The 24,320-nt window shown below is 68.8% G+C and carries 24 protein-coding genes; 15 read left to right on the top strand and 9 right to left on the bottom strand.

What is annotated here, in order from left to right; all coding sequences use genetic code 11:
* Positions 1-46 precede the first annotated feature (46 nt).
* From FNH24_RS31560 to FNH24_RS21010, 5 genes are all read right to left on the bottom strand, one after another.
* Positions 47-1,204, bottom strand: a complete 1,158-nt coding sequence (locus FNH24_RS31560) for a neutral zinc metallopeptidase (RefSeq protein WP_161606241.1) — start codon at positions 1,202-1,204, stop codon at positions 47-49.
* 62 nt (positions 1,205-1,266) lie between these two features.
* Positions 1,267-2,331, bottom strand: a complete 1,065-nt coding sequence (locus FNH24_RS20995; RefSeq protein WP_152364198.1) for a mandelate racemase/muconate lactonizing enzyme family protein — start codon at positions 2,329-2,331, stop codon at positions 1,267-1,269.
* A gap of 2 nt (positions 2,332-2,333) precedes the next feature.
* A complete protein-coding gene (locus FNH24_RS21000; RefSeq protein ID WP_217428392.1) occupies positions 2,334-3,242 on the bottom strand; it encodes a 5-dehydro-4-deoxyglucarate dehydratase in 909 nt (302 codons plus the stop codon).
* Positions 3,243-3,249: 7 nt separating this feature from the next.
* Positions 3,250-4,164 carry an NAD-dependent epimerase/dehydratase family protein gene (locus FNH24_RS21005; RefSeq protein WP_152364199.1) on the bottom strand — a complete coding sequence of 305 codons (915 nt, stop codon included), beginning with the start codon at positions 4,162-4,164 and terminating at the stop codon, positions 3,250-3,252.
* Entirely contained in the window at positions 4,161-5,480 is a 1,320-nt protein-coding gene (locus FNH24_RS21010) for a Gfo/Idh/MocA family oxidoreductase (protein ID WP_152364200.1), read from the bottom strand. The genes FNH24_RS21005 and FNH24_RS21010 overlap by 4 nt, the downstream gene beginning before the upstream one ends.
* Positions 5,481-5,671: 191 nt before the next feature.
* Here FNH24_RS21010 and FNH24_RS21015 point away from each other — a divergent pair, with 191 nt between their 5' ends.
* The 5 genes from FNH24_RS21015 to FNH24_RS21035 all read left to right on the top strand — a co-directional run bounded on the left by FNH24_RS21015 (position 5,672) and on the right by FNH24_RS21035 (position 11,025).
* Positions 5,672-6,682, top strand: coding sequence for a LacI family DNA-binding transcriptional regulator (locus FNH24_RS21015; protein WP_152364201.1), 1,011 nt, complete (start codon positions 5,672-5,674; stop codon positions 6,680-6,682).
* 116 nt (positions 6,683-6,798) lie between these two features.
* Positions 6,799-8,109 (top strand): ABC transporter substrate-binding protein, encoded by a 1,311-nt coding sequence (locus tag FNH24_RS21020; RefSeq protein WP_152364202.1) that lies wholly within the window; start codon positions 6,799-6,801, stop codon positions 8,107-8,109.
* A gap of 15 nt (positions 8,110-8,124) precedes the next feature.
* Complete coding sequence (locus FNH24_RS21025; RefSeq protein ID WP_152364203.1) at positions 8,125-9,060, top strand: carbohydrate ABC transporter permease; 936 nt, start codon at positions 8,125-8,127, stop codon at positions 9,058-9,060.
* Between the two features lie 79 nt (positions 9,061-9,139).
* Positions 9,140-9,961, top strand: a complete 822-nt coding sequence (locus FNH24_RS21030; protein ID WP_217428402.1) for a carbohydrate ABC transporter permease — start codon at positions 9,140-9,142, stop codon at positions 9,959-9,961.
* Positions 9,958-11,025 carry a M24 family metallopeptidase gene (locus FNH24_RS21035; RefSeq protein WP_217428397.1) on the top strand — a complete coding sequence of 356 codons (1,068 nt, stop codon included), beginning with the start codon at positions 9,958-9,960 and terminating at the stop codon, positions 11,023-11,025. Before FNH24_RS21030 ends, FNH24_RS21035 begins: the two co-directional genes overlap by 4 nt.
* Before the next feature lie 312 nt (positions 11,026-11,337).
* Here FNH24_RS21035 and FNH24_RS21040 read toward each other — a convergent pair whose 3' ends face one another.
* Genes FNH24_RS21040 through FNH24_RS21050 form a run of 3 tightly spaced genes read right to left on the bottom strand, consistent with a single transcriptional unit; the run spans position 11,338 to position 12,923 of the window.
* Positions 11,338-11,763 carry a PIN domain nuclease gene (locus tag FNH24_RS21040; RefSeq protein ID WP_246187004.1) on the bottom strand — a complete coding sequence of 142 codons (426 nt, stop codon included), beginning with the start codon at positions 11,761-11,763 and terminating at the stop codon, positions 11,338-11,340.
* Positions 11,760-11,984 carry a type II toxin-antitoxin system VapB family antitoxin gene (gene vapB / locus FNH24_RS21045; RefSeq protein WP_152364206.1) on the bottom strand — a complete coding sequence of 75 codons (225 nt, stop codon included), beginning with the start codon at positions 11,982-11,984 and terminating at the stop codon, positions 11,760-11,762. Before vapB ends, FNH24_RS21040 begins: the two co-directional genes overlap by 4 nt.
* Before the next feature lie 36 nt (positions 11,985-12,020).
* The gene (locus FNH24_RS21050) at positions 12,021-12,923 is read right to left on the bottom strand and encodes an aminoglycoside phosphotransferase family protein (protein ID WP_152364207.1); all 903 of its coding nucleotides are present in this window, start codon (positions 12,921-12,923) and stop codon (positions 12,021-12,023) included.
* A 278-nt stretch (positions 12,924-13,201) separates the two neighbouring features.
* Here FNH24_RS21050 and FNH24_RS21055 point away from each other — a divergent pair, with 278 nt between their 5' ends.
* From FNH24_RS21055 to FNH24_RS21100, 10 genes are all read left to right on the top strand, one after another.
* Positions 13,202-14,029 (top strand): class I SAM-dependent methyltransferase, encoded by an 828-nt coding sequence (locus FNH24_RS21055; RefSeq protein WP_152364208.1) that lies wholly within the window; start codon positions 13,202-13,204, stop codon positions 14,027-14,029.
* 10 nt (positions 14,030-14,039) lie between these two features.
* Positions 14,040-14,918 carry a dihydropteroate synthase gene (gene folP, locus FNH24_RS21060; RefSeq protein ID WP_152364209.1) on the top strand — a complete coding sequence of 293 codons (879 nt, stop codon included), beginning with the start codon at positions 14,040-14,042 and terminating at the stop codon, positions 14,916-14,918.
* A gap of 111 nt (positions 14,919-15,029) precedes the next feature.
* Entirely contained in the window at positions 15,030-15,440 is a 411-nt protein-coding gene (gene folB / locus FNH24_RS21065) for a dihydroneopterin aldolase (RefSeq protein WP_152364210.1), read from the top strand.
* Entirely contained in the window at positions 15,437-15,994 is a 558-nt protein-coding gene (gene folK / locus FNH24_RS21070; protein ID WP_152364211.1) for a 2-amino-4-hydroxy-6-hydroxymethyldihydropteridine diphosphokinase, read from the top strand. The genes folB and folK overlap by 4 nt, the downstream gene beginning before the upstream one ends.
* 10 nt (positions 15,995-16,004) lie before the next feature.
* The gene (locus FNH24_RS21075; protein WP_152364212.1) at positions 16,005-16,526 is read left to right on the top strand and encodes a DUF3180 domain-containing protein; all 522 of its coding nucleotides are present in this window, start codon (positions 16,005-16,007) and stop codon (positions 16,524-16,526) included.
* Between the two features lie 171 nt (positions 16,527-16,697).
* Positions 16,698-17,339: a hypothetical protein gene (locus tag FNH24_RS21080; protein WP_152364213.1), complete on the top strand. Its 642-nt coding sequence runs from the start codon at positions 16,698-16,700 to the stop codon at positions 17,337-17,339.
* 72 nt (positions 17,340-17,411) lie between these two features.
* A complete protein-coding gene (locus FNH24_RS21085) occupies positions 17,412-19,172 on the top strand; it encodes an L-aspartate oxidase (RefSeq protein ID WP_152364214.1) in 1,761 nt (586 codons plus the stop codon).
* Complete coding sequence (gene nadC, locus FNH24_RS21090; protein WP_217428398.1) at positions 19,169-20,095, top strand: carboxylating nicotinate-nucleotide diphosphorylase; 927 nt, start codon at positions 19,169-19,171, stop codon at positions 20,093-20,095. Before FNH24_RS21085 ends, nadC begins: the two co-directional genes overlap by 4 nt.
* Positions 20,096-20,183: 88 nt before the next feature.
* Entirely contained in the window at positions 20,184-20,519 is a 336-nt protein-coding gene (locus tag FNH24_RS21095) for a histone-like nucleoid-structuring protein Lsr2 (RefSeq protein ID WP_152364215.1), read from the top strand.
* 208 nt (positions 20,520-20,727) lie between these two features.
* Positions 20,728-23,280 (top strand): ATP-dependent Clp protease ATP-binding subunit, encoded by a 2,553-nt coding sequence (locus FNH24_RS21100; RefSeq protein ID WP_152364216.1) that lies wholly within the window; start codon positions 20,728-20,730, stop codon positions 23,278-23,280.
* An 81-nt stretch (positions 23,281-23,361) separates the two neighbouring features.
* Here FNH24_RS21100 and FNH24_RS21105 read toward each other — a convergent pair whose 3' ends face one another.
* Positions 23,362-24,312, bottom strand: coding sequence for an alpha/beta fold hydrolase (locus FNH24_RS21105; RefSeq protein WP_161606242.1), 951 nt, complete (start codon positions 24,310-24,312; stop codon positions 23,362-23,364).
* Positions 24,313-24,320: the final 8 nt, after the last annotated feature.

Raw genomic sequence — 24,320 nt, forward strand, 5'->3', positions numbered from 1 at the left:
GAACTAGGGGACGCTGTAGCGTGCCCTCGTTCTGACAACTCGGGGTTTACTTCACTGATTTGGAAGTGGCGCGCCAGGTGTTGCAGCGGCCGAAGTCGGTGCTTTCGTAGCCGCGTTCCAGCCAGCGGTACTGGGCCGAGCTGGAGCCGTGATCGGGTTTCCGTGACTCCGGCGGGTCCTCGTCGCCGGTGTAGGAATGCCATTCTCGGATCTCGTAGAGATCATCGCTGTCCAGCTCGATCGAGTCCTCGGCGTAGCTGAGGAACACACCCTCGAAGCACTGCGCCTGCAACTCCAGCCGCCGGCTCAACTCCAGTTGCTTCTTCTCGCTGGCCTCGGCCCAGGCGTACGAGTACTCGCGGAACATCCCGGTCTCCGACTGCAGGTGGTGGCCGAACTCGTGCGCCAGCAGGCCGACGTAGCCGAGCCGGGCGAAGGTGTACGCCTCCCGGTCGTCGTCGCTCGTCACCGGCCAGTAGATCGTCTCGTCGGCGGAGCAGTAGTAGGCGGGCGAACCGTCCTGGTCGAGGTCGCCGCAGGGCGCTTCGATCTTGCCGGAGTACGGCCGCACCTTCGGCGTGCTCAACTCGAAGCCGAGCCCGGCGAACGGCTTGCGGTAGACCTTGACCATGCAGTCGACCAGGTCCTCCAGGTAGGGCTTCAGCTTGGAATTCTTCAGCGCCGGCTTCGGCCGTCGGACCTTGATCGAACACTCACCCGCGCCGCGCTTCAGCTCGAGGTTGTAGAGCGAGTTCTTGGTCAAGCCGGTCTCCGGCTCCTGGCGCGGCGGCTTGGTCGGCGACGGCTTGGTCGGTGTCGGAGTCGGCTTGGGGGAGGGCGTGGTCGGTCGCGGGGTGGGCGTGGGCCGGCGGCTCGGGGTTTCGGTCGGCGTCCAGGTCGGGATCGACCCGGCGTCCTGGTCGCGGTTGCTCAGCGCCGACAGGACCCCGACCGAGATGCCGACCACGGCGATCAGCATCACGACGATCCCGCCGACCAGCAGGATGATCAGCCCGCCACCGCGCTTGGGCGGCGGGGGTGGCGGCGGAGCGGACCAGCCGAACCCCGTCGGCGGTCCGGACGGCGGCGATCCCGGCGGGACGGCGCCCCAGGTTGGCCGGGGATCGGAGGGACCGGTCGACGTTGGACCCCAGGAGGGCTGGCCCGACGGCGGGGGCCAACCCGGTGGTCCCGATTGAGTCATCGGGGGTCAGCATAGACAACGTGAGGCGGCCCGGAACACGCCTGCGGCATCACGATTGAGGGTCAGCTGAAGGCGAGGCCGAGGCCGGGGCGATCCTCGATCCGGATCCGGGCGCCGTCCCGGACCACCGGCGTCGGCGTCGTCACCAGCCCCAGTTGTTCGAACGAGGTGTCCTCGACCTCCTCGACCCACACCGGCCCGGGCAAGGTCACAGCCAGTTGCGCCGACACGTCGGCCAGCAGGTGCGGTGCGAGCTGCAGCCCGCTGGTCGCGGCCAGGTCGGCGATCCGCAGGAACGGGGTGATGCCGCCGACCCGGACCAGGTTGGGCTGCACCACGTCGATGCCACCGGCCTTGATCAACTCGGCGAACCGATACCGGTGATGGACGTTCTCGCCGGCGGCGATCGGGATCGAGGTCCGGCGGCGCAACTCGACGTAGCTGTGGGTGTCGTCGGCGCGGACCGGCTCCTCGAGCCAGTACGGATCGAACCGGGTCAGCGCGTTCGCGCCGCGGAGGGCGGCCGGCAGATCCCAGCGCTGGTTGGCATCCAGCATCAGCGCCACGCCCGGGCCGATCAGCTCGCGGACCGCCGCGACCCGGTCCAGATCGCGCTCCAGCTCGGGGCTGCCGATCTTGATCTTGATCGCCCGATAGCCGACGGCGAGCCAGCGGCGGACCTGCTCCAGCAGTTCGTCGGTCGGATAGTGCAGGTTCACCCCGCTGCCGTACCCCGGCAGCTCCCGATGTCGTACGCCGAGCAGGGCCGGCACCGACCGGTCGAGATCGCGGGCCTGCAGGTCCCAGAGAGCAAGATCGATTCCGGCCATCGCGATCGTCGTGATCCCGCCGCCACCGGCCTCGTGCAGGTGCGCCCAGAGATCGTCCCAGACGGCGACCGGGTGCGCCGGCTTGCCGATCAGGAAAGCGGTGATGTCGTGATCGAGCAGGGCCTGCACGGCCGCCGCGCCGATCGTCGGCGTCCAGCTGAACCCGGTGCCCCGGCGGCCGTCATCGGTGATCACCTCGACCACGATCACGTGCACCTCAGGCACGTCCGGTCCCCAGGGCCGCGGCAGCGGCGCGGTCAGCAGCCGGGTCCTGACCTTCGCGACCGTTCCGATCATCGTCAACCGACGAGCTCGTGGCCGCGGGCGAGGATCTCCCGCAACCGGGCCAGATCCTCGGCGGTCGGGTCGACCAACGGCGGCCGCACACCGCCGGCCGCCAGCCCGCCGTCGACCACGCCGGCCTTGATCAACGAGACGGCATAGCCCGGCACCCGGTCCCGCAGGGCGACCAGCGGCTCGTAGAAGCCGGTCAGCAACTCCAGCCGGCGCGGCTCGTCGCCCTCGGCCAGCGCGGTGTAGAAGGCGGTGGCGATCTTCGGCGCCATCGCGAACACGGCCGAGGAATAGAGCGGGATGCCGACGGCCCGGTAGGCCGCCTGGGACAGTTCGGCGGTGAGCAGGCCGTTGAAGAACTGGAAGTCGGTCCGGCCGGCGGCGTGCACGGCGAGCACGATCCGCTGCGCCTCGGCCAGGTCGCCGACGCCGTCCTTGAAGCCGATCACCTTCGGGTTCGCGGCCAGCCGGGCCATCGCCGCCGCCGTGAACTTCGCGTTCGCGCGGTGATAGACGATGATCGGCAGTTCGGTCGCCGCGGCCACCGTCTCGACGTAGTTGATCAAGCCGGCGACGGGCGCGTTGACCAGATACGGCGGCAACAGCAACAAGCCGTCCGCCCCGGCGTCCTGCGCGGCCCGGGCGCAGTCGATCGCGTGTCCGAGCGGTCCGCCGGCGCCGCTGATCACCGGCACCTTCCCGCCGGCCGCGGCCACGGTCGCCGCGACCACCTGGCCGACCTCGGCCACCGACAGGGCGTGGAACTCGCCGGTGCCGCAGGCCGCGAAGATGCCGCCCGGCCCGTGCTCCAGCCGGGACCGGATCTGCTCGGTGATCAACTCCGGCACGACCCGGGAATGATCATCGAACGGGGTGACCGGGAAGAACAGCACGCCATCGAACTTCATGGACATCGGGCTCCTAGGACAGCGGGGATTCGTCGGAGTCGATCAACTCGGACCGCCAGCTGCGCTTCGGCCGCCAGCCGAGCAGTCGCTCGGCCTTGGTGATCGAGAACGCCGGCTCGGTGCCGGTCAGCCCGGCGGCGAGTTGCTCGGTGCCTGGATGGTACAGCGGCATCAACTCCGCCAGCGGCTTGCGGGCCATCGCATCCGCCGCCCCGACGTAGAAGATCGAACCGCCCGGCACCTCGTCGGCGGCGCCGATCCAGGTGTCGATGAAGTCGGCGGCGTCCCGGGCGTCGATGTAGTTGAACAGCGAGACCGCGGCCAGGCCGGGGTCGTCGAGTCGCTCCCGTACCGTGTGGCCCTGCTGGGTCGGCGCGCCGCGCCACTCCTCGGGCGAGATCACGAAGCACGGCCGGAAGACGCCGAGCCGGACCGAGCCGCCGGTCTGCCGGCTGAACGTCGCCACCGTGTTCTCGATCGTCTGCTTCGACAGCGCGTAGGCGTTCCACGGTCGCAGCGGATGATCTTCGTCGATCGGCAGGTATTCCGGCATCCAGCCGTGCGGCGACCCGTAGCCCAGCGGGGTCGGGCTGGACGCGACCAGGATCCGCCGGGTGCCGTGCTCGATCGCCGCCTGCAGAGTGGTGAACGCGATCGTCGAGTTGGTGGTGAAGATCTGCCGCTCCGGCGCCGCGAACGGCACCGCGATCCCGGCCAGGTGGACCACCGCCTCCGGTCGGACGGCCGCGAACAGGGCGTCGCAGGCCGCCGCATCGGTCAGGTCGACCTGTCGCTCGGTCACGCCGTCCAGCGCCAGCCGCAGCGGCTCCCGCAGGTCGACCGACACGATCTCGTGCCCATGGCCGGCCAGGCCGGCGACGACGCTCCGCCCCAGTCGGCCGGCGCCGCCGGTCACCACGACCCTCATGCGGGACCTTCCTCCAACGGGAACCCGTGGTCGGCCAGCCGGACCGGCAGCCCGGTCTCCAGGCTCTGGTTGCCCGCGACCCCGACCAGCACGCTCCGGATCCCGTCGAGGTAGCCGGCCTTGCGCCCGAGCGCGTCCTCCCGCGGCTCGCGGAACAGGTCGTCGAGCAAGATCACGTCGCCGCCGCCGTGGCCGCCGCTGCTCGTCTGGACCTCCACCTCGGTCGCCTGCTGCCAGTGCTTCTGCAGCAGGATCCGGGCGCCCTTGGGCCGGACGTCGGCATGCTCGCCGTCGTCGTTCGCCGTCGGGTCGACGTTGGTCGTGGCCGGCCGGACCCAGGAGGACTCGACCACCTCGATCTCCAGCCGGCCCGCGGTGCCGGTGAAGCCGACCCGGTAACCCTCCCACGGCGCGTGCGCGGTGAGGTTGTACGAGAGGTTGGCGCCACCGGCGTAGCCGACCAGCAGGCTGAGGTTGTCCTCGATCGTGATGCCGGGGGCGAAGACGTCCTGGTCGCGGTGATAGCCGTCGGCCTGCTCGGCCTCGAGGTAGAGCCGCCGGTTGGTCTCGTTGGCGGCCAGGTCGAAGTGGAACGGGTCGGTGGCCGGATCGGTGTCCCGACTCAGCGCCGGTCGTGGCTCCAGACCGCGGGCGGCGGCATTCTCGTCGCCGTAGTAGCGCAGTCCGCCCCGGGCGTACACGCTCTCCGGTGAGCGGCCGAGCCACCAGTTGGCCAGGTCGAAGTGGTGGGTGGACTTGTGCACCAGCAGGCCGCCGGAGTTCTTCTTCTCCCGGTGCCAGCGGCGGAAGTAGTCGGCGCCGTGCGAGGTGTTCAGCAGCCACTCGAAGTGCACCGCGGTGACGGTGCCGATCTCGCCGTCGGCGATCAGCTTCCGGACCATCGAGTTCCGCGGCGAGTAGCGGTAGTTGAAGGTGACGGTCAGCGTCCCGGACGACTTCTCCACCGAGTCGACGATCTTGCCGATCCGCTCGGCCGTCGTCGTCATCGGCTTCTCGGTGATCACGTCCAGGCCGCGATCGAGGGCGGCGCAGATGTAGTCGGAATGGGTCACGTCGATCGAGGTGACGATCACACAGTCCGGCCGCTGCTCGTCGAGCATTTTCTCGAAGTCGGCGGCGGGGTAGGTGGCCACGGTCGCCGGCTGCAACTGCTCGGAGTGGTACGCCAGCCGGACCGGGTTGGTGTCGCACAGGGCGACCAGCTCGCCGACGTCGGCGTGGGTCTCGGTCAGGGCCTTGAGATACATCCGGGCCCGGGAGCCGGTCCCGACGAGTGCGTACCGTTTCCTGGTCATGATCACATCTCTCCTCGTGGGCGTTACCGCCGTGAGTAACCGATTTCTGCACTCTATTCGGGCAGTCGCGGCAATCGCAAGCCAAAGGTCCCCAGTCTGAGCGGCGACCGGATATGCTGCGCGTTATTGGATTAAATCGACGGGGGTCATGAGGCAAACCGGGATCCGGCCTGGGAGAGAGCGGGGAGTTGATGGCGCGTTCGCGCGACAAGGCCAGAGTCACCATTGCGGACGTTGCCACTCAGGCGGGGGTTTCACGAGCAACCGTTTCCCGGGTGATGAACGGCCTGCCGACGGTTGATCGCGAGATCAGCGAACGGGTGCTCAAGGCGGCCGAGCGGCTGAACTACACCCCCAGCGCCGCCGCCCGCAGCCTGGCTCTGGGCCGGACCCACACGATCGGCTACATCGTCCCGGATCTGACCAACCCGGCATTCCACGGCGCGATGCGGGGCCTGAGCCTCGCCGCCGCCAAGGAGAACTACCGGGTGCTGGTCGCCGACACCGCCGAGCGGGTGGAGGAGGAAGCGATCCTCGCCGTCGAGTCCCGTCGCCGCTGCGACGCCCTGGTGCTCGTGGCGCCGCGGATGCCGGAGGAAGAGTTGCGCCGGCTGCTGCCCGAGCTGGCGCCGGTGGTGCTGCTCAACCGGGAGCCGACCGACGACTCCTCACCGCTGCTCGGGATTGACTGGGCCTCCGGGATCCGGGATCTGGTGCGGCACCTGACCGGGCTCGGTCACCGCCGGATCGCCTATCTCGCCGGTCCGCCGATCAGCGCCTCCAATGCCGCCCGGCTGCGCGGGTTCGAGAGTTTCGCCGACACCATCGAGCTCGTCTCCATCCCCTGCGGGGCGATGTTCTCCGACGGGCACGCGGCCGCCGGCGAGGTGCTCGACTCGGGTGCCACCGCGGTGATCGCGTTCAACGACGTGGTCGCTCTCGGGCTGCTCGGCGCACTGCACGAGCTCGGCGTCGAGGTGCCGGACCGGCTCTCCGTCGCCGGCTTCGACGACATCCCGTTCGCGAAGTTCACCAGCCCGGCCCTGACCACGGCCTCGGTGCCGCAGCTCGAGCTCGGTGAGCTGGCCTGGGAGAGCCTGCGGGCGATGCTGAACGGCGAGAAGCCGCAGCGGAGCGCCATGTTCCGTCCCCGGCTGGTGGCCCGCAGCAGCACGGCCCGCGTCTCGACCGCCGGAAACTGACCGGAATCGGTTTCTGGGCTCTTCTCGCCGACATTGACACAGCCACCTCGGGGCTGTTAGAAAGCGATTACTGAGCTTCCCAACCCAGCTCGGTGAATCGGAAGGACGAGTCGACGATGATTCCAGGATCCCCGAACCAACGCCCGGCGGCACTGAGCCGGCGCTCTGTGCTCGGCCTCGGGCTGTCCGCGGCCGGGGCGGTCGCGCTGGCCGGCTGTGGCCGCGGTCAGAGCGGCGGCGGCACCGGCCAGCTCCGCGTCACCTGGTGGGGCAACGACACCAGAAACGCCAACACCCGCAAGATCATCGAGGCCTTCAAGGCCGTGAAACCGGACGTCACGCTCAGTCCCGAGCCCGGCGACTGGAGTGCCTACTGGGACAAGCTCGCCACTCAGGTGGCCGGCAACGATGCGCCGGACATCATCCAGATGGACGAGAAGTACGTGCGCGAGTACGGCGGCCGCGGGGCCCTGCTGGATCTGAACGGCAAGGTCGACGTGTCCAAGTTCGCTCCGGGTACGGTCGAACCCGGTCAGACGGACACCGGCCTGATGGCGATCAATGCCGGGGTCAACGCGCCGGTCGGAATGGTCCACCCGAAGGTCTTCGCCGCGGCCGGGGTCGAGCCGCCCGACGACTCGACCTGGACCTGGGACGACCTGATCAAGATCTCGGCCGAGGTGACGAAGAACAGCCCGGACGGCACCTTCGGGATGGGGTCGATGATCTCCAACGACGCCGCCTTCAGTGCCTTCCTCCGGCAGCGCGGCAAGGGCCTGTTCACGGCCACCGGACTCGCCTTCGACGAGGCCGACGCGACCGAGTGGTACGCGTACAACCTCGAGGTGATGAACTCCAAGGCCGGTCAGCCGGCCAGCGTGGTGGCCGAGGAGGACGGCCAGTCGCTGGACCAGGGGGCCTTCGCGACCGGCAAGCTCGGCCTCGGCTTCGCCTGGTCCAACCAGGTCAGCGCCTTCGACAACGCCTCGGGCGAGAACATCACGCTGCTCCGGCTGCCGAGCGAGGCGGGCAGCGCCGCCGAGGCCAAGCTCTGGTACAAGGCGTCCCAGTTCTGGTCGATCTCGGCCGAGTCGGGTGATCCGGATGCGGCCGTCGCCTTCGTCAACTTCCTGGTCAACTCCGTCGAGTCCGGCAAGATCGGGCTGACCGAGCGCGGCGTCCCGCCGAACACCGAGGTCCGCGGCGCGATCGAGGCCGACCTGAACGCGTCGGACAAGAAGGTGATCACCTTCCTCGACAAGATCAAGCCCGAGCTCGGCGACACCCCGCTGCCGCCGCCGATCGGCGCCGGAAACCTGCCCGACGTGGTCAAGCGGTACGGGCAGGAGGTGTTGTTCGGCCAGTCCAAGCCGGCCGATGCCGCGGCCAAGATGATCGGCGAGATCAACGCCAACATCAAGAAGTAGGGACAGGGTCACACGATGAGTGTTGTCGGGGAGCTCAGCGCGCTGCGCCGGGCGAAGAAGGGCGGCACCAAGGAGGAGACGCCGGACAACAAGGTCGCCTACCTGTTCCTGGCGCCATGGTTGATCGGTCTGTTCGGCATCACGATCGGGCCGATGATCGCCTCGCTGTTCCTCTCCTTCACCGACTACAACCTGATCCAGGCACCGAAGTGGATCGGGTTGGAGAATTTCATCGCGATGGCGAACGACGCCCGGCTGCTGAACTCGCTCCGGGTGACGTTCACCTACGTGATCGTTTCGGTGCCGCTGCAGCTGATGCTGGCGCTGGGCATCGCGATCGTGCTCGATCGCGGCATGCGTGGCCTGGCCTTCTACCGGTCGATCTTCTATCTGCCGTCACTGCTCGGCTCCTCGGTCGCGGTGGCGATCCTGTGGCGGCAGATCTTCGGCACCACCGGCCTGGTCAACCAGCTGCTGCTGTTCCTCGGAGTGCAGTCGCCGCCGGGTTGGATCTCCAACCCGGACACGGCCCTGGGCGCGATCATCCTGCTGCACGTCTGGACCTTCGGCTCGCCGATGATCATCTTCCTGGCCGGGCTGCGACAGATCCCGCGGATGTACTACGAGGCGGCCGAGGTCGACGGGGCCAGTCGCAGGACCCGGTTCGTCAGCATCACGCTGCCGCTGCTGTCGCCGATCATCTTCTTCAATCTGGTGTTGCAGATCATCGGGGCGTTCCAGTCCTTCACCCAGGCGTTCATCGTCTCGGGCGGCTCCGGTGGGCCGTCGGACTCGACCATGTTCTACACGCTGTACCTGTACCAGAAGGGATTCGGGCAGTTGGACATGGGATATGCCTCGGCGATGGCCTGGCTGCTGGTGGTGATCATCGGCGGCTTCACCGCGATCAACTTCCTGGCTGCCAAGTATTGGGTGTTCTACGATGACTGAGCTGATCGAGGCCGAACGGACCCGGACCGCGCCGCCGCCGGTGCGCCGCAACCAGACCAGGCAGCGCCCGGTCGGGGCGATGGTCCGGTCGGTGATCAAGCACGTGCTTCTGATCGCCGCCGGCGTGCTGATGATCTATCCGCTGCTCTGGATGGCGGTCAGCTCGCTGCGGCCCAACGATCTGATCTTCCGTCAGCCCGGGCTGTGGCTGAGCAGCCTCAACGTGGAGAACTACCAGGTCGGCTGGCACGCGCTGGCCTTCCCGTTCGGGCAGTATCTGGCCAACTCGGCGATCGTGGTGCTCGGCTCGATCGTGGGCAACCTGGTCTCCTGCTCCCTGGCCGCGTACGCCTTCGCCCGGCTGAAGTTCAAGCTGCGCCGGGTCTGGTTCGCGATGATGCTGGTGACGATCATGCTGCCGTTCCACGTCACCGTGGTGCCGCAATACATCATGTTTTCCCAGCTGGACTGGGTGAACACGTTCTGGCCGCTGCTGGTGCCGAAGTTCCTGGCCACCGACGCGTTCTTCGTCTTCCTGATGGTCCAGTTCATCCGCGGCATCCCGACCCAGCTGGACGAGGCCGCTCGGCTCGACGGTTGCGGCCACATCAAGATCTTCGGCTACATCATCCTGCCGCTGATGGTGCCGGCCCTGGCCACCGCGGCGATCTTCACGTTCATCTGGACCTGGAACGACTTCTTCACCGCGCTGATCTATCTGACCGCGCCGGACATGTTCACCGTGCCGATCGCGCTCCGGTCGTTCATCGACTCCACCGGCGGCAGCAACTGGGGCGCCATGTTCGCCATGTCGGTGATCTCACTGCTGCCGATCTTCCTGGCCTTCCTCTTCGGCCAACGCTTCCTGATCAAGGGCATCGCGACGACGGGACTCAAGTGATCGAATCGGGCATGGGCGGATCGGTCGATGATCAGGCGATCAAGCGGGACCGGCTGCTCAAGATCATCGCCGACCAGGGGGCGCAGCGGCTGCTGCTGACCTCGCAGCCGGCCCTGGGCTGGTATCTGGAGGGCGCCCGGGTGCACGTCAGCCTGGCCGCCCCGCCGATCGTCGCGGTCCGGGTCTCGGCGGAAGGCGACGAGGTGATCCTGACCGGCAACGAGTCCGAGCGGCTCCGGGCCGAGGAACTGCCGGCCGGGATCGCGGTCCGCGAGCTCGACTGGGCCGTCGCGCCGGGCGGTGTCGACCCGGGCCCGGGCACGCTGGTCGAAGATCAGGTCGCCGACCAGCTCCGGGCCGCGCGGGCGCCGTTGCTGCCCGGGGAGCTCGGCCGGTTCCGTGAGCTGGGCCGGGACGCGGCCCGGCTGATGACCGAGGTGCTGAGCGCCAGCACGCCGGACGCCTCGGAGCGGGCCCTCGCGGCATCGTTGACCGGCCGGATCGCCGAGGCCGGGGCGGAGCCGCTCGTTGCGCTGATCGGCGGTGCCACCCGGTCGTCGTACCGGCATCCGTTGCCGACCGACGAGCCGGTCGGCCGCCGCTTCCTGGCCGTGATCTGTGCCCGGCGGCACGGCCTGGTGATCAACGTCAGCCGCTGGGTCCGGTTCGGTCCGGCGACCGACGCCGAACGGTCGGCCGACGAGCGGATCCTGGCCGTCGAGGCCGAGTTCCTGGCCGCGACCGTACCCGGGGCGACCCTCGGTGACGCCTTCCGCGCCGGCTGCGCCGGCTATGCCGAACACGGTTTCGCCGCCGACGAGTGGACCCGACACCACCAGGGCGGCATCGCCGGCTATAACGGCCGGGACCCGCGCGGCGTCGTCGGCGCCACCGACCGGATCGTCGCCGACCAGGCCTTCGCCTGGAACCCGACCGCACCCGGCTGCAAAGTCGAGGACACCCTGCTCCGCACCGACCAGGGCTTCGAGGTGCTCACCACCGACCCGGACTGGCCGACCACGGACGTCGCCGGCCTCCCCCGCCCCGCCGTCCTCCCCCTCTGAGCTTCGCTCGCTGAAGCTTCAGGGATCGCTGAGGTTGAGTCTCCGTGCGGGCGTCGGATCGGTCCTCGGAGTGAAAGACGCGCCCAGGACGGGCGCGCCGGGTGGTGTGCGGCTGGTGCGGCCGGCTTTCGGCCCGGTGCCCGCCAAGGGGATCCGCGAGTGGACACTTTGGCCACGATTCTGTGCCTGAAGCGTGGCCAAAGTGTCCACTCGCACAAGAATCGGCGCAGCCGACCACGGCAACCATCCAACAGTCGGCCGCCCTGCTCGAGCCCCGATCAAACCGCCCGTCCTTGCCGCGTCTTTCGTCTTTCAGCGACTCAGGTCGCTGACCGTCAGTTGCTGGACCGGCTGGCCGGTGATCTCCGCGATCAGGCCGAAATCCTTGTCGACCGCGAGAATCGACAACCCGGCGGTTTCCGCGATCGCGGCTAGCAACAGGTCGGGCACGGACGGTGCTCGGTGCCGGCCTGCGTCGGCGAGCAGCAGCTGCACCTCGTGGGCCCGATCCTCAGCACGCGGGGTGCAGTACTCGACCGGCATCAGAGACACCGGCGGGCGGGCGAACGCAGCGCGTCCGTCCTTCCCGGTGCGAACCGAGTAGCCGAGCTCGAGTCGCGTGATCGTGCTGATGTGCACCAAGCCCCGCTGGATTCGCTGATCCCACTCGGCGCGATCGGCCACCTGTCCCTGGGCCAGACGGACGAGAGCAGACTTGTCGATCAACCAGGTCGTCACTCCCAGGCGCCCTTCATCACCACGGGGTCGGACAAGTCGGCGAACGCGTCGGCCGAGTCCGCCCAGTCCTGCGCGGTGATTGCTGCGGGTCGGTTCCGCTGAACATCGGCTTCCAGCGTGCGCACGAGATATTCGTTGCGGGACAGGTTGGCCTTGGCCGCCTGCTCATCGAGATGGGCGACGGCCTCTCGGGAAAGCCCTCGGATCAGAACGTCAGTCACCGGACACCTCCGAACTCGGCTGGTGATATCACGATATCACTGCATGTCAAGGACGACCTGGCTAAGAGCGTGGTGGCCGACGGCGGCGAGCTGGGGGTTGTCGTCGGAGTTGGCCAGCAGGGACATGCCGATCGAGAGGCCCCAGCCCCGGCCGCGTTGCCAGGTGTCCGGGTCGGGGCCGGTCAGCTCCATGTAGCGGTCGCGGAACGTGCGGCGGCCGGCGGCATTGAAGGCGAGCCAGACGGCGGCCAGGTCGGTGGCCGGGTCGCCGACGGTGATGTCGCCGAAGTCGATCACCGCGGCGAGTTGATCATGGTCGGCGAGCAGGTTGGCCGGATGCGGATCGCCGTGCACCCAGACCGGGTCGTGGCTCCAGGTCGGGGTCGCGACGAGTTCGGCCCAGAGGGTACGGAACCGTTCCGGGTCGGGGATCGCGCCGCTGCCGAGGTGATCTTCGGCCAGTTCGCTGCGGCCGGCCAGCGGGATTCCGCGGACCGGATTCTCCGGCCGGTCCGGGCCGGTCACCGCCTCGGCCGGCGCCGGCTGATGCAAGGCGGCCAGGAACTCGGCCAACGGCACGGCCAGGACTGTCCGCTGCTCGACCGGTACGTCGATCAGCGGCATGCCGGTGTGCCAGCGGCAGATCGTCCAGGGCCACGGATAGTCCGCGGTCGCGGCACCGATCCGCACCGGGGTCGGGATCGGAGCCGGCAGCTGATCGGCGATCACGGGTAGCCAGCGCTGCTCGTTGATCACCAGCCGGGCCGCGACCGCGCGGCGGGGCAGCCGGACCAGCAGATCGTCACCGAGCCGGAAGATCACGTTGTCCCAGCCGTTGGCGATCAGGGTGAGTGGGCCGGCAAGATCAGGATGCTGATCGGTGATCAAGGTCCGCACCAGGTCGGCGGACAGGTCGATTTCAGCTTCGGGCATGCGCATGCGAGGACTCCTGCCAGACAAGGGATCCACCGATCCTAGTGAACAGGAGCCCATCCACCAGTGCCGTTTGTCACTCCCCAATTCCGCCGACCCGTCACATCCGCGGCCGTTTTCGGCGGCGTGTCGCAGTCGATCTGACGGCTCGATCGCGGAAATCGGGTTGTCCACCTGTCGGCGATGCGGGACCGTACCCGGATGTCGGCCGAGACCTACTACCGCGGGTTCCCGCACCGCGACCTGACCGGACTGCTGCCCTTCGGTGCGCCCCGGGAGGCGACGTGAGCCGGGACGCCGAGGACCACGGCCGGAACCTCGAGCGGGTGTACGGACCACTGACCTGGACCCTGTACGAACAGCTCGACGTGTCGTCGAATCCGCGCAGCCCCGACTGGCTGCGCGGGCTGGCGGCCGGTCTGCTGCCACCGGACGGCAGCGTCCTCGACGCCGGCTGCCGCGACGCGGCCCATCTGATCCAACTGGCTCGGGACCTGCCGGGCATCACCGGCGTCGGTGTGGAGCCGGTGCCGGTCCATGTCCGGGCGGCGGAGGAGGCGGTCGTCGCGGCTGGCCTCTCCGACCGGGTGAAGATCATCCTCGGCGAGATCGCAACCGTCGCCGGGCAAGGTCGTACCTTCGATCTTGTCTGGTGCCGGGACGTGCTCGAGCAGGTCGCCGACCTGCCCGGAGCCGTCGCTGATCTTGCCCGACTGACCGGTCCGGCCGGATTGCTGGTGGTGTTCACGACCGTGACCACGGAGCTGCTTGCCCCGGCGGAGGCCGCGCTGCTCGGGCATCACTTGGGCAACGTGGCGGCGAACCTGTCCCGGGATGCGGTCGAGGCGGCGTTCACCGCGGCCGGGCTCGCGACGGTGGCGACGCACGAGATCGGCACCGAGTGGCGGGAGTGGTCGGAGGAGCGCGGCCGGCCGGTGTCGAAGGCCCTGCTCCGGCTCGCCCGGCTGCGCCGCGACCGGGCCCGGTTCGTCGCCGCCCACGGCGCGGAGATCGTCGCGCACGTGGAGGCGAACCTGCACTGGGAGGCGTACCAGTTCCTCGGCAAGCTGCTGCCGATCGTGTACGTACTTCGGCCCGAGCCAGACCACTAGGATCACGGCGATGAAGAGGATTCCCGTGGTGACCGGGCTGCCCGCACCAGGGCGGACCACGGTGATGGGTGTCGTCAATGTCACACCCGATTCCTTCTCCGACGGCGGCGAATGGCTCGACCCCGACGACGCGATCCGGCACGGGCACGAGTTGATCGCCGAGGGCGCCGACCTGATCGACGTCGGCGGCGAGTCGACCCGGCCCGGGGCGGTGCGGCCGTCGATCGAGGAGGAGCTGCGCCGGGTGCTGCCGGTGATCCGTGAACTCACGGCGGCCGGTGCGGTGGTCAGCGTCGACACGATGCGGGCCGTGGTCGCCGAGGCGGCCGTGGCGGCCGGGGCGCGGATGATCAACGACGTTTCGGGCGGCCGGGCCGACCCGGCCATGCTGCGCACGGTCGCCGGGCTCGGGGTCGCCTACATCTGCATGCACTGGCGCGGCCACTCCGAGGACATGTACAGCCGTGCCGTATACCGGGACGTCGTCGCCGAAGTGATCATCGAGTTGCGGGAGCAGCTCGATCAGGCCGTCGCGGCCGGGATCGAGCCGGGCCGGTTGATCATCGATCCGGGCTTCGGCTTCGCCAAGACGGCCGAGCACAACTGGGAGCTGCTGCGCCGCTTCGACGAGTTCGACGTGCTCGGCCTGCCACTGCTGCTCGGGGTTTCCCGGAAGCGATTCCTCAGCCGGCTGCTGGCCGACGGCGACCGGCTGCGGCCGGCCCGCCAGTGCGACGACGCGTCGATGGCGCTGACCGTGATCGCCGCTCGGCAGCAGCGGCTGTGGGGGGTCCGGGTCCATGCCGTACGGCCCCATCGGGACGCCATCGAGGTGATCGAACGGCTGCACCGGATCGACTCGGCCGAGCAGCCTGCCACGTCGCAATAGCGGCGCGATCGTACCCAAGACGGAGCGGGAGCGATACCGTCATCGGATTCGCGGACGGGGACTGCCCGTCCGGTAACCGGTTCGATAGGGTCGGCGGGCGAAGGGAGGGTGATGACGGCGGGGGCGAGAGAGTCGAATGCGGCCGCGACGGCCGGGCGGGATTCCGTTGCTCTGCGGGGTATTGTCGGTTTCGGGCACCATGGCGTGTTCGACTTCGAACGGCGTCAGGGCCAGCAGTTCGTGGTCGACGTCACCTGCCAGCTCGATCTTTCTCCGGCCGCGGCCAGTGATGATCTTGATGACACGATCGACTACGGTGCGCTGGCGGCTGCGGTGGTGGCCGACATCGAGCGGGACCCGCTGAACCTCATTGAGGGCTTGGCGGAGAGAATTGCACAGACGTGCCTGAAGCAGCATCAGCGTTTGGACACGGTCCAGGTCACCGTGCACAAGCCGGGGGCGCCGATGCCGGTAGAGGTGGCCGACGTGGCCGTCACAGTGACGAGGAGCAGACCGATATGAGCAGCCCCAACCCATACGCGATCGACGCCGACACGCTCAGTGGCATGAAACCGTTGCGGAAGGTCGTCTACTCGATCGGCTCCAACCTCGGCGACCGGCTGACCATCCTGCAGGGCGCCGTGGACGCGATCAAGGACACCCCCGACGTGATCGTCGTCGACGTGTCCTCGGTGTACGAGACCGAGCCGCTCGGTGGTCCGGACGACTCCAACAAGTTCCTCAACCTGGTCATCGTCGCCGAGTCGACCCTGGAGCCGCGGACGCTGCTCGAGCGGGCGCTGGCGATCGAGGACGCGTACGGCCGAGAGCGGGAGGAGCGCTGGGCGCCGCGCACCCTGGACGTCGATCTGGTGATCGTCGGCAACACGGTCAAGGACGAGGACTACCTCAAGCTGCCGCATCCGCTGGCGCATGAGCGCGGCTTCGTGCTGGTGCCCTGGCTGGAGGTCGATCCGGCCGGCGAGGTGCCCGGGCAGGGCAAGATCTCCGATCTGATCAAGACCGCCGACCTGTCCGGCGTCGTCCGTCGCGACGACCTCGCCATCACCGAATAGGGTCCGCACCTTGGCTGATCCCCAGAACGGCGGGACGCTGAAGACGACCCCTCCGCTCGCGATCGGGGTCGCGGCCCTGTTCGGCGGCCTGACCGGCTGGCTGGTCGTCGTCGGGGCCCGCGCGCTGGGCACCAGTCCGCCGCAGGTGCCGGGGACTGCGCCGGTCGCGGTGATCCTGCTCGCCCTCGCGGTGGGCGTGCTGGCCTGGCAGACGTACGTCCGCATCCATCGGCGCCGGCTTCGGATGGATTCGCAGCGGGCGGTCTCGTTCCTGGTGCTGGGCAAGGCCTCGGCGCTGGCCGGGGCCCTGGTCGGTGGTGGCTATCTGGTCTACGCGCTGATGTTCCTGGCCCGGATCGACGGTGAGTCGCCGCGGGAACGGGTGATCCTGTCCCTGGTCGCGGTCGTCGGCGGGGTGGCCCTCTGCGCGGCCGGGATGCTGCTGGAACGGGCCTGCAAGGTGCCGAAGGACGATCCGGATTCTGAAACCGATTCCGCGAAACGGGACGAACCGGCCGATTCGGGCGACTGAGAACGCCGGTTCCACGCCCGGCGCAGCGGTGACACTCAGCGTGAAATCCCACATCCGCGAGTGCCTGAGACCTATCGTTTCAATGTGACTTCCCCTGCCGATGTCCCTACGCGCCCAGTTACTCCACCACTTCCACCAGCAGCGCGACGACGCGCCGCCACCTCAGCCCTGGTGACGACCTCGAAGGTCGTCCTGGTCCTCGGTATCGCCGTCGCGGTGGCTGCCGCGTTCGGCCCGGTCTGGCTGATCCGCGCCGGTGTCGCCGCCCTGGTGATCGCCGCCGCCGTCGCCTGTGCCTGTGCCTGGCGTGAGCTGGCTCTGGCCCGCCGCGAGCACTCGACCGCGATGCTGTCCGCTGCCCGTAATCACGGCAAGGCCCTGTCGGAGGAACGCCGGCACAACACCTCCGTCGTGGATACGCTCACCGACCGGGCCAAGGCGGCTGCGGGCGAGGCCGAGCGGTTGCGGGTCGACCGGGTTCAGCTGCAACGCGTGATCGCCTCGCTGCACGGCGACAAGGCCGCGCTCAAGGCCGAGGTCGCGCTGCGCGAGAACACGATCGCCGGGCTGCGCGAGCCGGCCGAGTCCGACGAGGCCGCCGAGCACGCCGGCGACGCCGAGGTGCACGCGCTGCCGCGCCGGGTCCGGTCCGAGCACGAGTCGCTCTGGGATCGGGTGCCGCAGGCCGACGAGCTGTGGAGCGACGGTGATCATCCGACGGTGATCGACCTCAAGGCGGTCGCCGCGATGCTCGAACTGGTCGACGCCGAAGAGCGCGAGCAGGCCCATCCGGAGCACAAACAGGCCATGTGATCATCACCCCGGCGGTGCCCGCAGAGCGGACCCGGCCGGGATCGACCCGCGGTGGTGCGGGACGATATTCAGATGCTCGAGACCTTGGGCTCCGTTCCCGCTGGTCCATTGCCGTCCCGTCGAACTGACGGTGCCGGCGCCGCCGATCCGCCGCCGCTGCCCGAGTTGCCGCTCCGGCTGGCGGCCGAGGCTCCGGGGTGGGTCCGTGAGGTCGATGTGGTCGTCGTCGGCTCCGGCATCGCCGGACTGACCGCGGCCCTGGAATGCCGTGACCTCGGCAGGGTCATGGTCGTCACCAAGGACGTCGTCGCGGCCGGCTCGACCCCCTGGGCGCAGGGTGGTATCGCGTCGGTGCAGGACGAGGGCGACACGGTCGAACAGCACGTCAACGACACCTTGATCGCCGGTGCCGGGCTCTGCATCGAGGAAGCGGTCCGGGTCCTGGTCGGTGAGGGTACGGAAGCGGTCGACACCCTGATCTCGCGCGGCGCGGAGTTCGACCGGGATCCCAATGGCGACCTGCAGCTGACCCGGGAGGGCGGTCACCGGCGCAACCGGATCGCGCACGCCGGCGGCGACGCGACCGGCGCCGAGATCGCCCGGGCCCTGGTCCACGCGGTCCGGTCCGATCCGGCGATCGAGATCATCGAACACGCGCTGGTGCTGGACCTGATCCCGGCCGCGACCGCGCCGGGGGAGCCGCCGGCGGTCGCCGGGGTGACGCTGCACGTGCTGGGCGAGGGCAGCCGGACCGGGGTCGGCGCGGTGCACGCCCGCGCAGTCGTCCTGGCCACCGGCGGGATCGGCCAGATCTATGCCGTGACCACCAATCCCGGAGTGTCCACCGGCGATGGGATCGCGGCGGCGCTGCGGGCCGGGGCCCGGCTGCGCGACATCGAGTTCATCCAGTTCCACCCCACGGTGCTCTTCCTCGGCGCGGGCGCCCGGGGCCAGTTGCCGCTGGTCAGCGAGGCCGTCCGCGGGGAGGGAGGCCATCTGCTCAACGCCGCCGGCGAGCGGTTCATGGTCGGCCAGCACGAGCTCGCCGAGCTCGCGCCGCGCGATGTCGTGGCCAAGGCGATCATGCGCCAGATGGCCGCCGCCGGGACGGATCACGTCTTCGTCGACGGCACCATGCTCGGTGAGGAGACCTGGCGGGTCCGATTTCCGACGATTCTGCACAGCTGCCGGCAGATGGGAATCAATCCGGCGAAGGATCTGATCCCGGTCGCACCGGCCTGTCACTATTTCTGTGGCGGGGTGGAAACCGATCTTGACGGGGCGACGAGTCTGGGCGGCTTGTACGCGTGCGGTGAGGTGGCATCGTCGGGTGTTCACGGGGCCAATCGGTTGGCGTCGAATTCGCTGCTCGAGGGATTGGTGTTCGCTCGTCGGATCGCCGCCCGGTTGCGGGAATCGTTGCCGCAGCGGCGGGCCCCGGCGAATGACGGTCGGCCGCCCGGATTGATCAACGCGTCGGTGATCACCGAACTCCAGCAGATCATGAGTCGCGATGCCGGTGGGTTGCGATCGGCGGTGTCATTGGATCGGGCGGCTAGGGAATTGCGCCGGCTGGCGGAACGCAATCACGCCGAGCCCGGACTCGAGGCGTGGGAGGCGACGAACCTGCTCACGGTGGCCGCGGCAATCGTCGCCTCGGGCCGGTTACGCGAAGAATCCCGGGGCGCCCACTGGCGCGATGATTTCGACGCCGAGTGCGCGGAGTGGCAGGGACACCTGATCACCTGGCTGGCGGGGAATTCGGATCCGGCCGGCGCCCGCGGCCCGGCCCGACTTGATCATGGTTTCGAACCGAGGGGAGATCATCGATGAGCATCACCGACCTGGCCGGGGCCGGCGAATTGATCAAGGCCGCCGGGCTGGACGTCGCCGCGGTGTTCATGATCATCGATGACGCGTTGGCCGAGGATCTCGGTGGTCGTGGCGTGCTGCCCGAGGGTGCCGGCTACGGGGTCGATGTCACGTCGGTGGCGACGATCGCCGCCGACGCCCGGGCCGTGGCCCGGCTGGTGCTCCGGGAGGACGGTGTGCTGGCCGGTACGGCGGTTGCGGCTGCGACGTTCGCCCGGGTCTGCGAACCGGCGGGTCCGTACGCGATCGAGGTGACCGGCGTCGACGGCTCCCCGGTGCGCCGCGGCGACCTGGTGCTCACCGTCGAGGGCAACACCCGGGCGGTGTTGACGGGCGAGCGGATCGCGCTGAATCTGATCACGATGATGTCCGGGGTCGCCACCGCGACCAGCGCCTGGGTCGACGCGCTGGCCGGCACCTCGACCCGGGTCCGGGACACCCGGAAAACCACCCCGGGATTGCGCACGTTGCAGAAATACGCCGTCCGGATCGCCGGTGGCGTGAATCACCGCAAGTGCCTCGCCGACGCCGCGTTGATCAAGGACAATCACGTGATCGCCGCCGGCGGAGTGGTCCCGGCCTATCGATCGGTCCGCGCCCGTTATCCGGAACTGCCCATTCAGGTCGAGGTGACGAAACCCGAGCAGGTCGGAGAACTCGTCGCCGCCGGAGCCACCGAGATACTGCTGGACAACATGGCACCGGAAACGATGCGAAGCGTTGTTGCGGAATTCGGGGATGCCGTGGTATTTGAGGCCAGCGGCGGATTGACTCTGGCCGATGCGGCGGCCGCGGCGGCCACCGGGGTGGACTATGTGGCGGTCGGCGCAATCACCCACTCGGCGCCAATTCTCGATCTCGCCCTTGATTTCGTGGAGCCCTGAAAGCACGGTTTGTCCGGACTTTGGACAGGCGATACCATGGCGTGAGTTTTGGGCATCCCACTAATTCTTGACAGCGAGAGGGGCCTTCATGGCACAGCGCGTTCAGGTCATCCTTGAGGATGACTTCGACGGCGGCAAAGCCGAGGAGACAGTGAGTTTCGGGCTCGACGGTGTCGATTACGAAATCGACTTGTCGGCCAAGAATGCGAAGGCGTTGCGTAACGCCCTCGATCCGTGGGTCGGTGTGGCCCGGCGGACCGGCGGTCGTCGCCGGCGCAATTCGACCCGGGCCGTCGCCGCGAAGTCCGGTGGCCGGGGCAGCACCAGCGACATCCGGGCCTGGGCGGTCGACCAGGGTTACGAGGTCAGCAGCCGCGGTCGGGTTCCGGCCGAGATCCGTGAGGCGTACGACAAGGCGCACTGAGCTTGCTGCGTGCTGAGGGGTCGGGTCACTCCGGCCCCTCTTTGCTTGCCCGGACGGCGGCTGAACGGACGGCCCGCGTTTCGCTGTTAGCGATGAGGGGCTCTCGGGGCGGAACACCGGCGGGTCGAGCCGATCCCGCTGAGTACAGTGGTGACGAGATGCGGACTCCGGCTCCAGACGGGCCGCATCCGAGCCGAGGGAGATGGGAATGTTTGAGCGGTTTACCGATAGGGCCAGGCGCGTCGTGGTGTTGGCGCAAGAAGAGGCCCGGATGCTTAACCACAACTACATCGGGACCGAGCACATCCTGCTGGGCCTGATCCACGAAGGCGAAGGAGTCGCCGCCAAGGCGCTCGAGTCGCTGAACATCTCGCTCGAGGCCGTCCGCCAGAAGGTCGAAGAGATCATCGGTCACGGTCAGCAGTCCCCGAGCGGGCACATTCCGTTCACGCCGCGCGCCAAGAAGGTGCTCGAGCTGAGCCTGCGCGAAGCGTTGCAGATCAACCACGCCTACATCGGGACCGAGCACATCCTGCTCGGGCTGATCCGGGAGGGCGAGGGCGTCGCTGCGCAGGTGCTGGTCAAGCTGGGTGCCGACCTCAACCGGGTCCGCAACCAGGTGCTGCAGCTGCTGAGCGGTTTCCAGGGCAAGGAGTCCGCGACGTCCGGCGCGCCGGAGCAGGGCAGCAACGCCCCCTCGTCGTCGATGGTGCTGGACCAGTTCGGCCGCAACCTGACCAAGGACGCGCGGGAGAACAAGCTCGACCCGGTGATCGGCCGGGAGAAGGAAATCGAGCGGGTGATGACCGTTCTGTCCCGCCGCACCAAGAACAACCCGGTGCTGATCGGCGAGCCCGGCGTCGGCAAGACCGCCGTCGTGGAGGGGCTGAGCCAGGCGATCGTCCGCGGCGACGTGCCGGAGACGCTCCGGGACAAGCAGATCTACACGCTGGACCTCGGCGCGCTGGTGGCCGGCTCCCGGTATCGCGGTGACTTCGAAGAGCGGCTGAAGAAGGTGCTCAAGGAGATCCGTACCCGCGGTGACGTGGTGCTGTTCATCGACGAGATCCACACCCTGGTCGGAGCCGGTGCGGCCGAGGGCGCGATCGACGCCGCCAGCATCCTCAAGCCGATGCTGGCCCGCGGTGAGCTGCAGACCATCGGTGCCACCACGCTCGACGAATACCGCAAGTACGTGGAGAAGGACGCCGCGCTGGAGCGCCGGTTCCAGCCGATCCAGGTGGCCGAGCCGACAATCGCCCACACGATCGACATCCTGCGCGGTCTCCGCGACCGGTACGAGGCGCACCACCGGGTCACCATCACCGACCAGGCGCTGGTCGGGGCGGCCCAGATGGCCGACCGCTACATCTCCGACCGGTTCCTGCCGGACAAGGCGATCGACCTGATCGACGAGGCCGGCGCCCGGCTCCGGATCCGCCGGATGACCGCGCCGCCGGATCTGCGCGAGTTCGACGAGCGGGTCGCTGCCGTACGGCTGGAGAAGGAAACCGCGATCGACGCGCAGGACTTCGAGCGGGCGGCCGGACTGCGCGACGACGAGAAGAAGCTGCTCGCCCAGCGGGCCGAACGGGAAGCCCAGTGGAAGTCGGGCGACCTGGACATCGTGGCCGAGGTGGACGAGGAGACCATCGCCGAGGTGCTGTCCTCGTCGACCGGCATCCCCGTCTTCAAGCTGACCGAGGAGGAGTCCTCGCGGCTGATCGGGATGGAATCCGAGATCGCCAAGCAGTATGTCGGTCAGGACGACGCGGTCAAGGCGCTGTCCCGGTCGATCCGGCGGACCCGGGCCGGCCTGAAGGACCCGCGCCGGCCCAGCGGCTCGTTCATCTTCGCCGGCCCGTCCGGTGTCGGTAAGACCGAGCTGACCAAGGTGCTGACCGAGTTCCTGTTCGGTGATCAGGACGCGATGATCACGCTGGACATGTCCGAATACTCCGAGAAGCACACCGCCTCCCGGCTGTTCGGCTCCCCGCCCGGCTATGTCGGGTATGAAGAGGGCGGCCAGCTGACCGAGAAGGTGCGGCGCAAGCCGTTCAGCGTGGTCCTCTTCGACGAGATCGAGAAGGCGCACCCGGACATCTTCAACTCGCTGCTGCAGATCCTGGACGAAGGTCGGTTGACCGACGCCCAGGGCCGGGTGGTCGACTTCAAGAACACGGTGATCGTGATGACCACCAACCTGGGCACCCGGGACATCGCCAAGGCGGTCAGCCTGGGCTTCTCCCAGGCCGGTGACGCCGAGGGTTCGTACGAGAAGATGAAGGCCAAGGTCTCGGACGAGCTGAAGCAGAACTTCCGGCCCGAGTTCCTCAACCGGGTGGACGAGGTCATCGTCTTCCGCCAGCTCAGCATCGAGGACATCGAGAAGATCGTCGACCTTCTGGTCGCCGAGATCGAGGTCCGGCTGAAGGACAAGGACATGGGCATCGAGCTCACCCCGGCGGCGAAGAGCCTGGTCGCCAAGCGCGGCTACGACCCCGTGCTCGGGGCCCGGCCGTTGCGGCGGGCGCTGCAGCGCGACGTCGAGGACGTCCTGGCGGAGAAGATCTTGTTCTCCGAGGTGAAGTCGGGCGAGATCGTGGTCGTGGACGTCGCGGACGAGGGCTCGGAGAACGCCTTCACCTTCGTCGGCACGCCGCGCTCCGATCTGCCGGACTCGCCGCCGGTGGAATTCGACAACATCGTCAAGGGGACCGCCTCTGATGGTGGCGACAAGCAGGCCGCCGCCGAAGGGTGATTTCTTGATCGACAAGGGCCCCGCGACCAAGATCTTCTTGGTCGCGGGGTCCTTTCTTTGGTTCGGTCCGAGCAGGTGGCGCTACTCCTCGGGGTGGTCCAGGGCTTCGGCTTGCTTGGTCTTGCCGGCGGCGATCAGGGCGTCGTCGTCGGTGACGATGCCGATCAGTTCTTCGGCCTGGCCGGCCAGTTGCTTCGCCGGCTCGGCGTGGTCGGGGGTGTCGGGTTCGTCGGTGGCGACCCGGGCTTCGTCCTCGTCGGCGGCGTCGGGGTGGCGGGCGTGTTCGACGCAGAGTTGGGCGACCTGGTCGGCTTGGGCGTGCATGACGGAGTGGGCGCCGTCGGGGATGATCCAGATCCGGGAGCGGGGGAGGAGTTCGGCGGCGCGTTCGAGCCAGGGTCGGGGGCAGAGGCGGTCGTGTTCGCCGGCGATGATCAAGGTGCTGGCGGTGATCTTGGGCAGGGTCTCCTCGATCCGGTACGCCAGCATCTCGGGCAGCGTCCGGGCGAACCAGCGCGGGCCGCAGAGCAGGTAGGCGTAGATCGCGAGCAGGGCGACCCGGGGTGGCTCGCGGCGGCAGGACTGGAGGAAGCGCAGCACCGTGGTGCGCAGCCGGCGCTCCGCCGGATTGATCACCGGGCCGAGCAGCACCACCGAACGGAAGGTGCCCGGCGCCGAGCGGGCGGCCAGTTCGGCGACGATCTGGGTGCCCATCGAATGACCGACCAGGATCGGGTCGCGCAGGCCGAGTCGCTCGATCACGGTGCCGACCAGCTCGGCGTACTCACCGATGCCGAACCGGCGGCCGCGCGGATGCGGTACGCCGCCGAAGCCGGGCAGGTCGAGCGCGACGACCGGGCCGAACTCGTTCAGCTCGGCCGCCAGTTGCTCGAAGTAGTTGGCCGACACCCCGATCCCGGGCACCAGCACGAACGCCCGGGTGCCGGTGTCGCCGACGGTGCTGACCCGGGCGTACACGTCGCCGAGGTAGACCCGGTCGACGGCGACGTCCGTCGCCTTCCGCCGCGTCATTCGCATCC

It is taken from the genome of Microlunatus speluncae (assembly GCF_009299835.1).
In the GTDB taxonomy this organism is placed as follows: Bacteria; Actinomycetota; Actinomycetes; order Propionibacteriales; family Propionibacteriaceae; genus Microlunatus; species Microlunatus speluncae.

Excerpts from the sequence above, each read along its gene's own strand:
- FNH24_RS31560 (WP_161606241.1), bottom strand. The coding sequence starts at position 1,204 with ATGACTCAATCGGGACCACCGGGTTGGCCCCCGCCGTCGGGCCAGCCC.
- FNH24_RS20995 (WP_152364198.1), bottom strand. The coding sequence starts at position 2,331 with ATGATCGGAACGGTCGCGAAGGTCAGGACCCGGCTGCTGACCGCGCCG.
- FNH24_RS21000 (WP_217428392.1), bottom strand. The coding sequence starts at position 3,242 with ATGTCCATGAAGTTCGATGGCGTGCTGTTCTTCCCGGTCACCCCGTTC.
- FNH24_RS21005 (WP_152364199.1), bottom strand. The coding sequence starts at position 4,164 with ATGAGGGTCGTGGTGACCGGCGGCGCCGGCCGACTGGGGCGGAGCGTC.
- FNH24_RS21010 (WP_152364200.1), bottom strand. The coding sequence starts at position 5,480 with ATGACCAGGAAACGGTACGCACTCGTCGGGACCGGCTCCCGGGCCCGG.
- FNH24_RS21015 (WP_152364201.1), top strand. The coding sequence starts at position 5,672 with ATGGCGCGTTCGCGCGACAAGGCCAGAGTCACCATTGCGGACGTTGCC.
- FNH24_RS21020 (WP_152364202.1), top strand. The coding sequence starts at position 6,799 with ATGATTCCAGGATCCCCGAACCAACGCCCGGCGGCACTGAGCCGGCGC.
- FNH24_RS21025 (WP_152364203.1), top strand. The coding sequence starts at position 8,125 with ATGAGTGTTGTCGGGGAGCTCAGCGCGCTGCGCCGGGCGAAGAAGGGC.
- FNH24_RS21030 (WP_217428402.1), top strand. The coding sequence starts at position 9,140 with ATGGTCCGGTCGGTGATCAAGCACGTGCTTCTGATCGCCGCCGGCGTG.
- FNH24_RS21050 (WP_152364207.1), bottom strand. The coding sequence starts at position 12,923 with ATGCGCATGCCCGAAGCTGAAATCGACCTGTCCGCCGACCTGGTGCGG.
- folP (WP_152364209.1), top strand. The coding sequence starts at position 14,040 with ATGAAGAGGATTCCCGTGGTGACCGGGCTGCCCGCACCAGGGCGGACC.
- folB (WP_152364210.1), top strand. The coding sequence starts at position 15,030 with ATGACGGCGGGGGCGAGAGAGTCGAATGCGGCCGCGACGGCCGGGCGG.
- folK (WP_152364211.1), top strand. The coding sequence starts at position 15,437 with ATGAGCAGCCCCAACCCATACGCGATCGACGCCGACACGCTCAGTGGC.
- FNH24_RS21085 (WP_152364214.1), top strand. The coding sequence starts at position 17,412 with ATGCTCGAGACCTTGGGCTCCGTTCCCGCTGGTCCATTGCCGTCCCGT.
- nadC (WP_217428398.1), top strand. The coding sequence starts at position 19,169 with ATGAGCATCACCGACCTGGCCGGGGCCGGCGAATTGATCAAGGCCGCC.
- FNH24_RS21095 (WP_152364215.1), top strand. The coding sequence starts at position 20,184 with ATGGCACAGCGCGTTCAGGTCATCCTTGAGGATGACTTCGACGGCGGC.
- FNH24_RS21100 (WP_152364216.1), top strand. The coding sequence starts at position 20,728 with ATGTTTGAGCGGTTTACCGATAGGGCCAGGCGCGTCGTGGTGTTGGCG.
- FNH24_RS21105 (WP_161606242.1), bottom strand. The coding sequence starts at position 24,312 with ATGACGCGGCGGAAGGCGACGGACGTCGCCGTCGACCGGGTCTACCTC.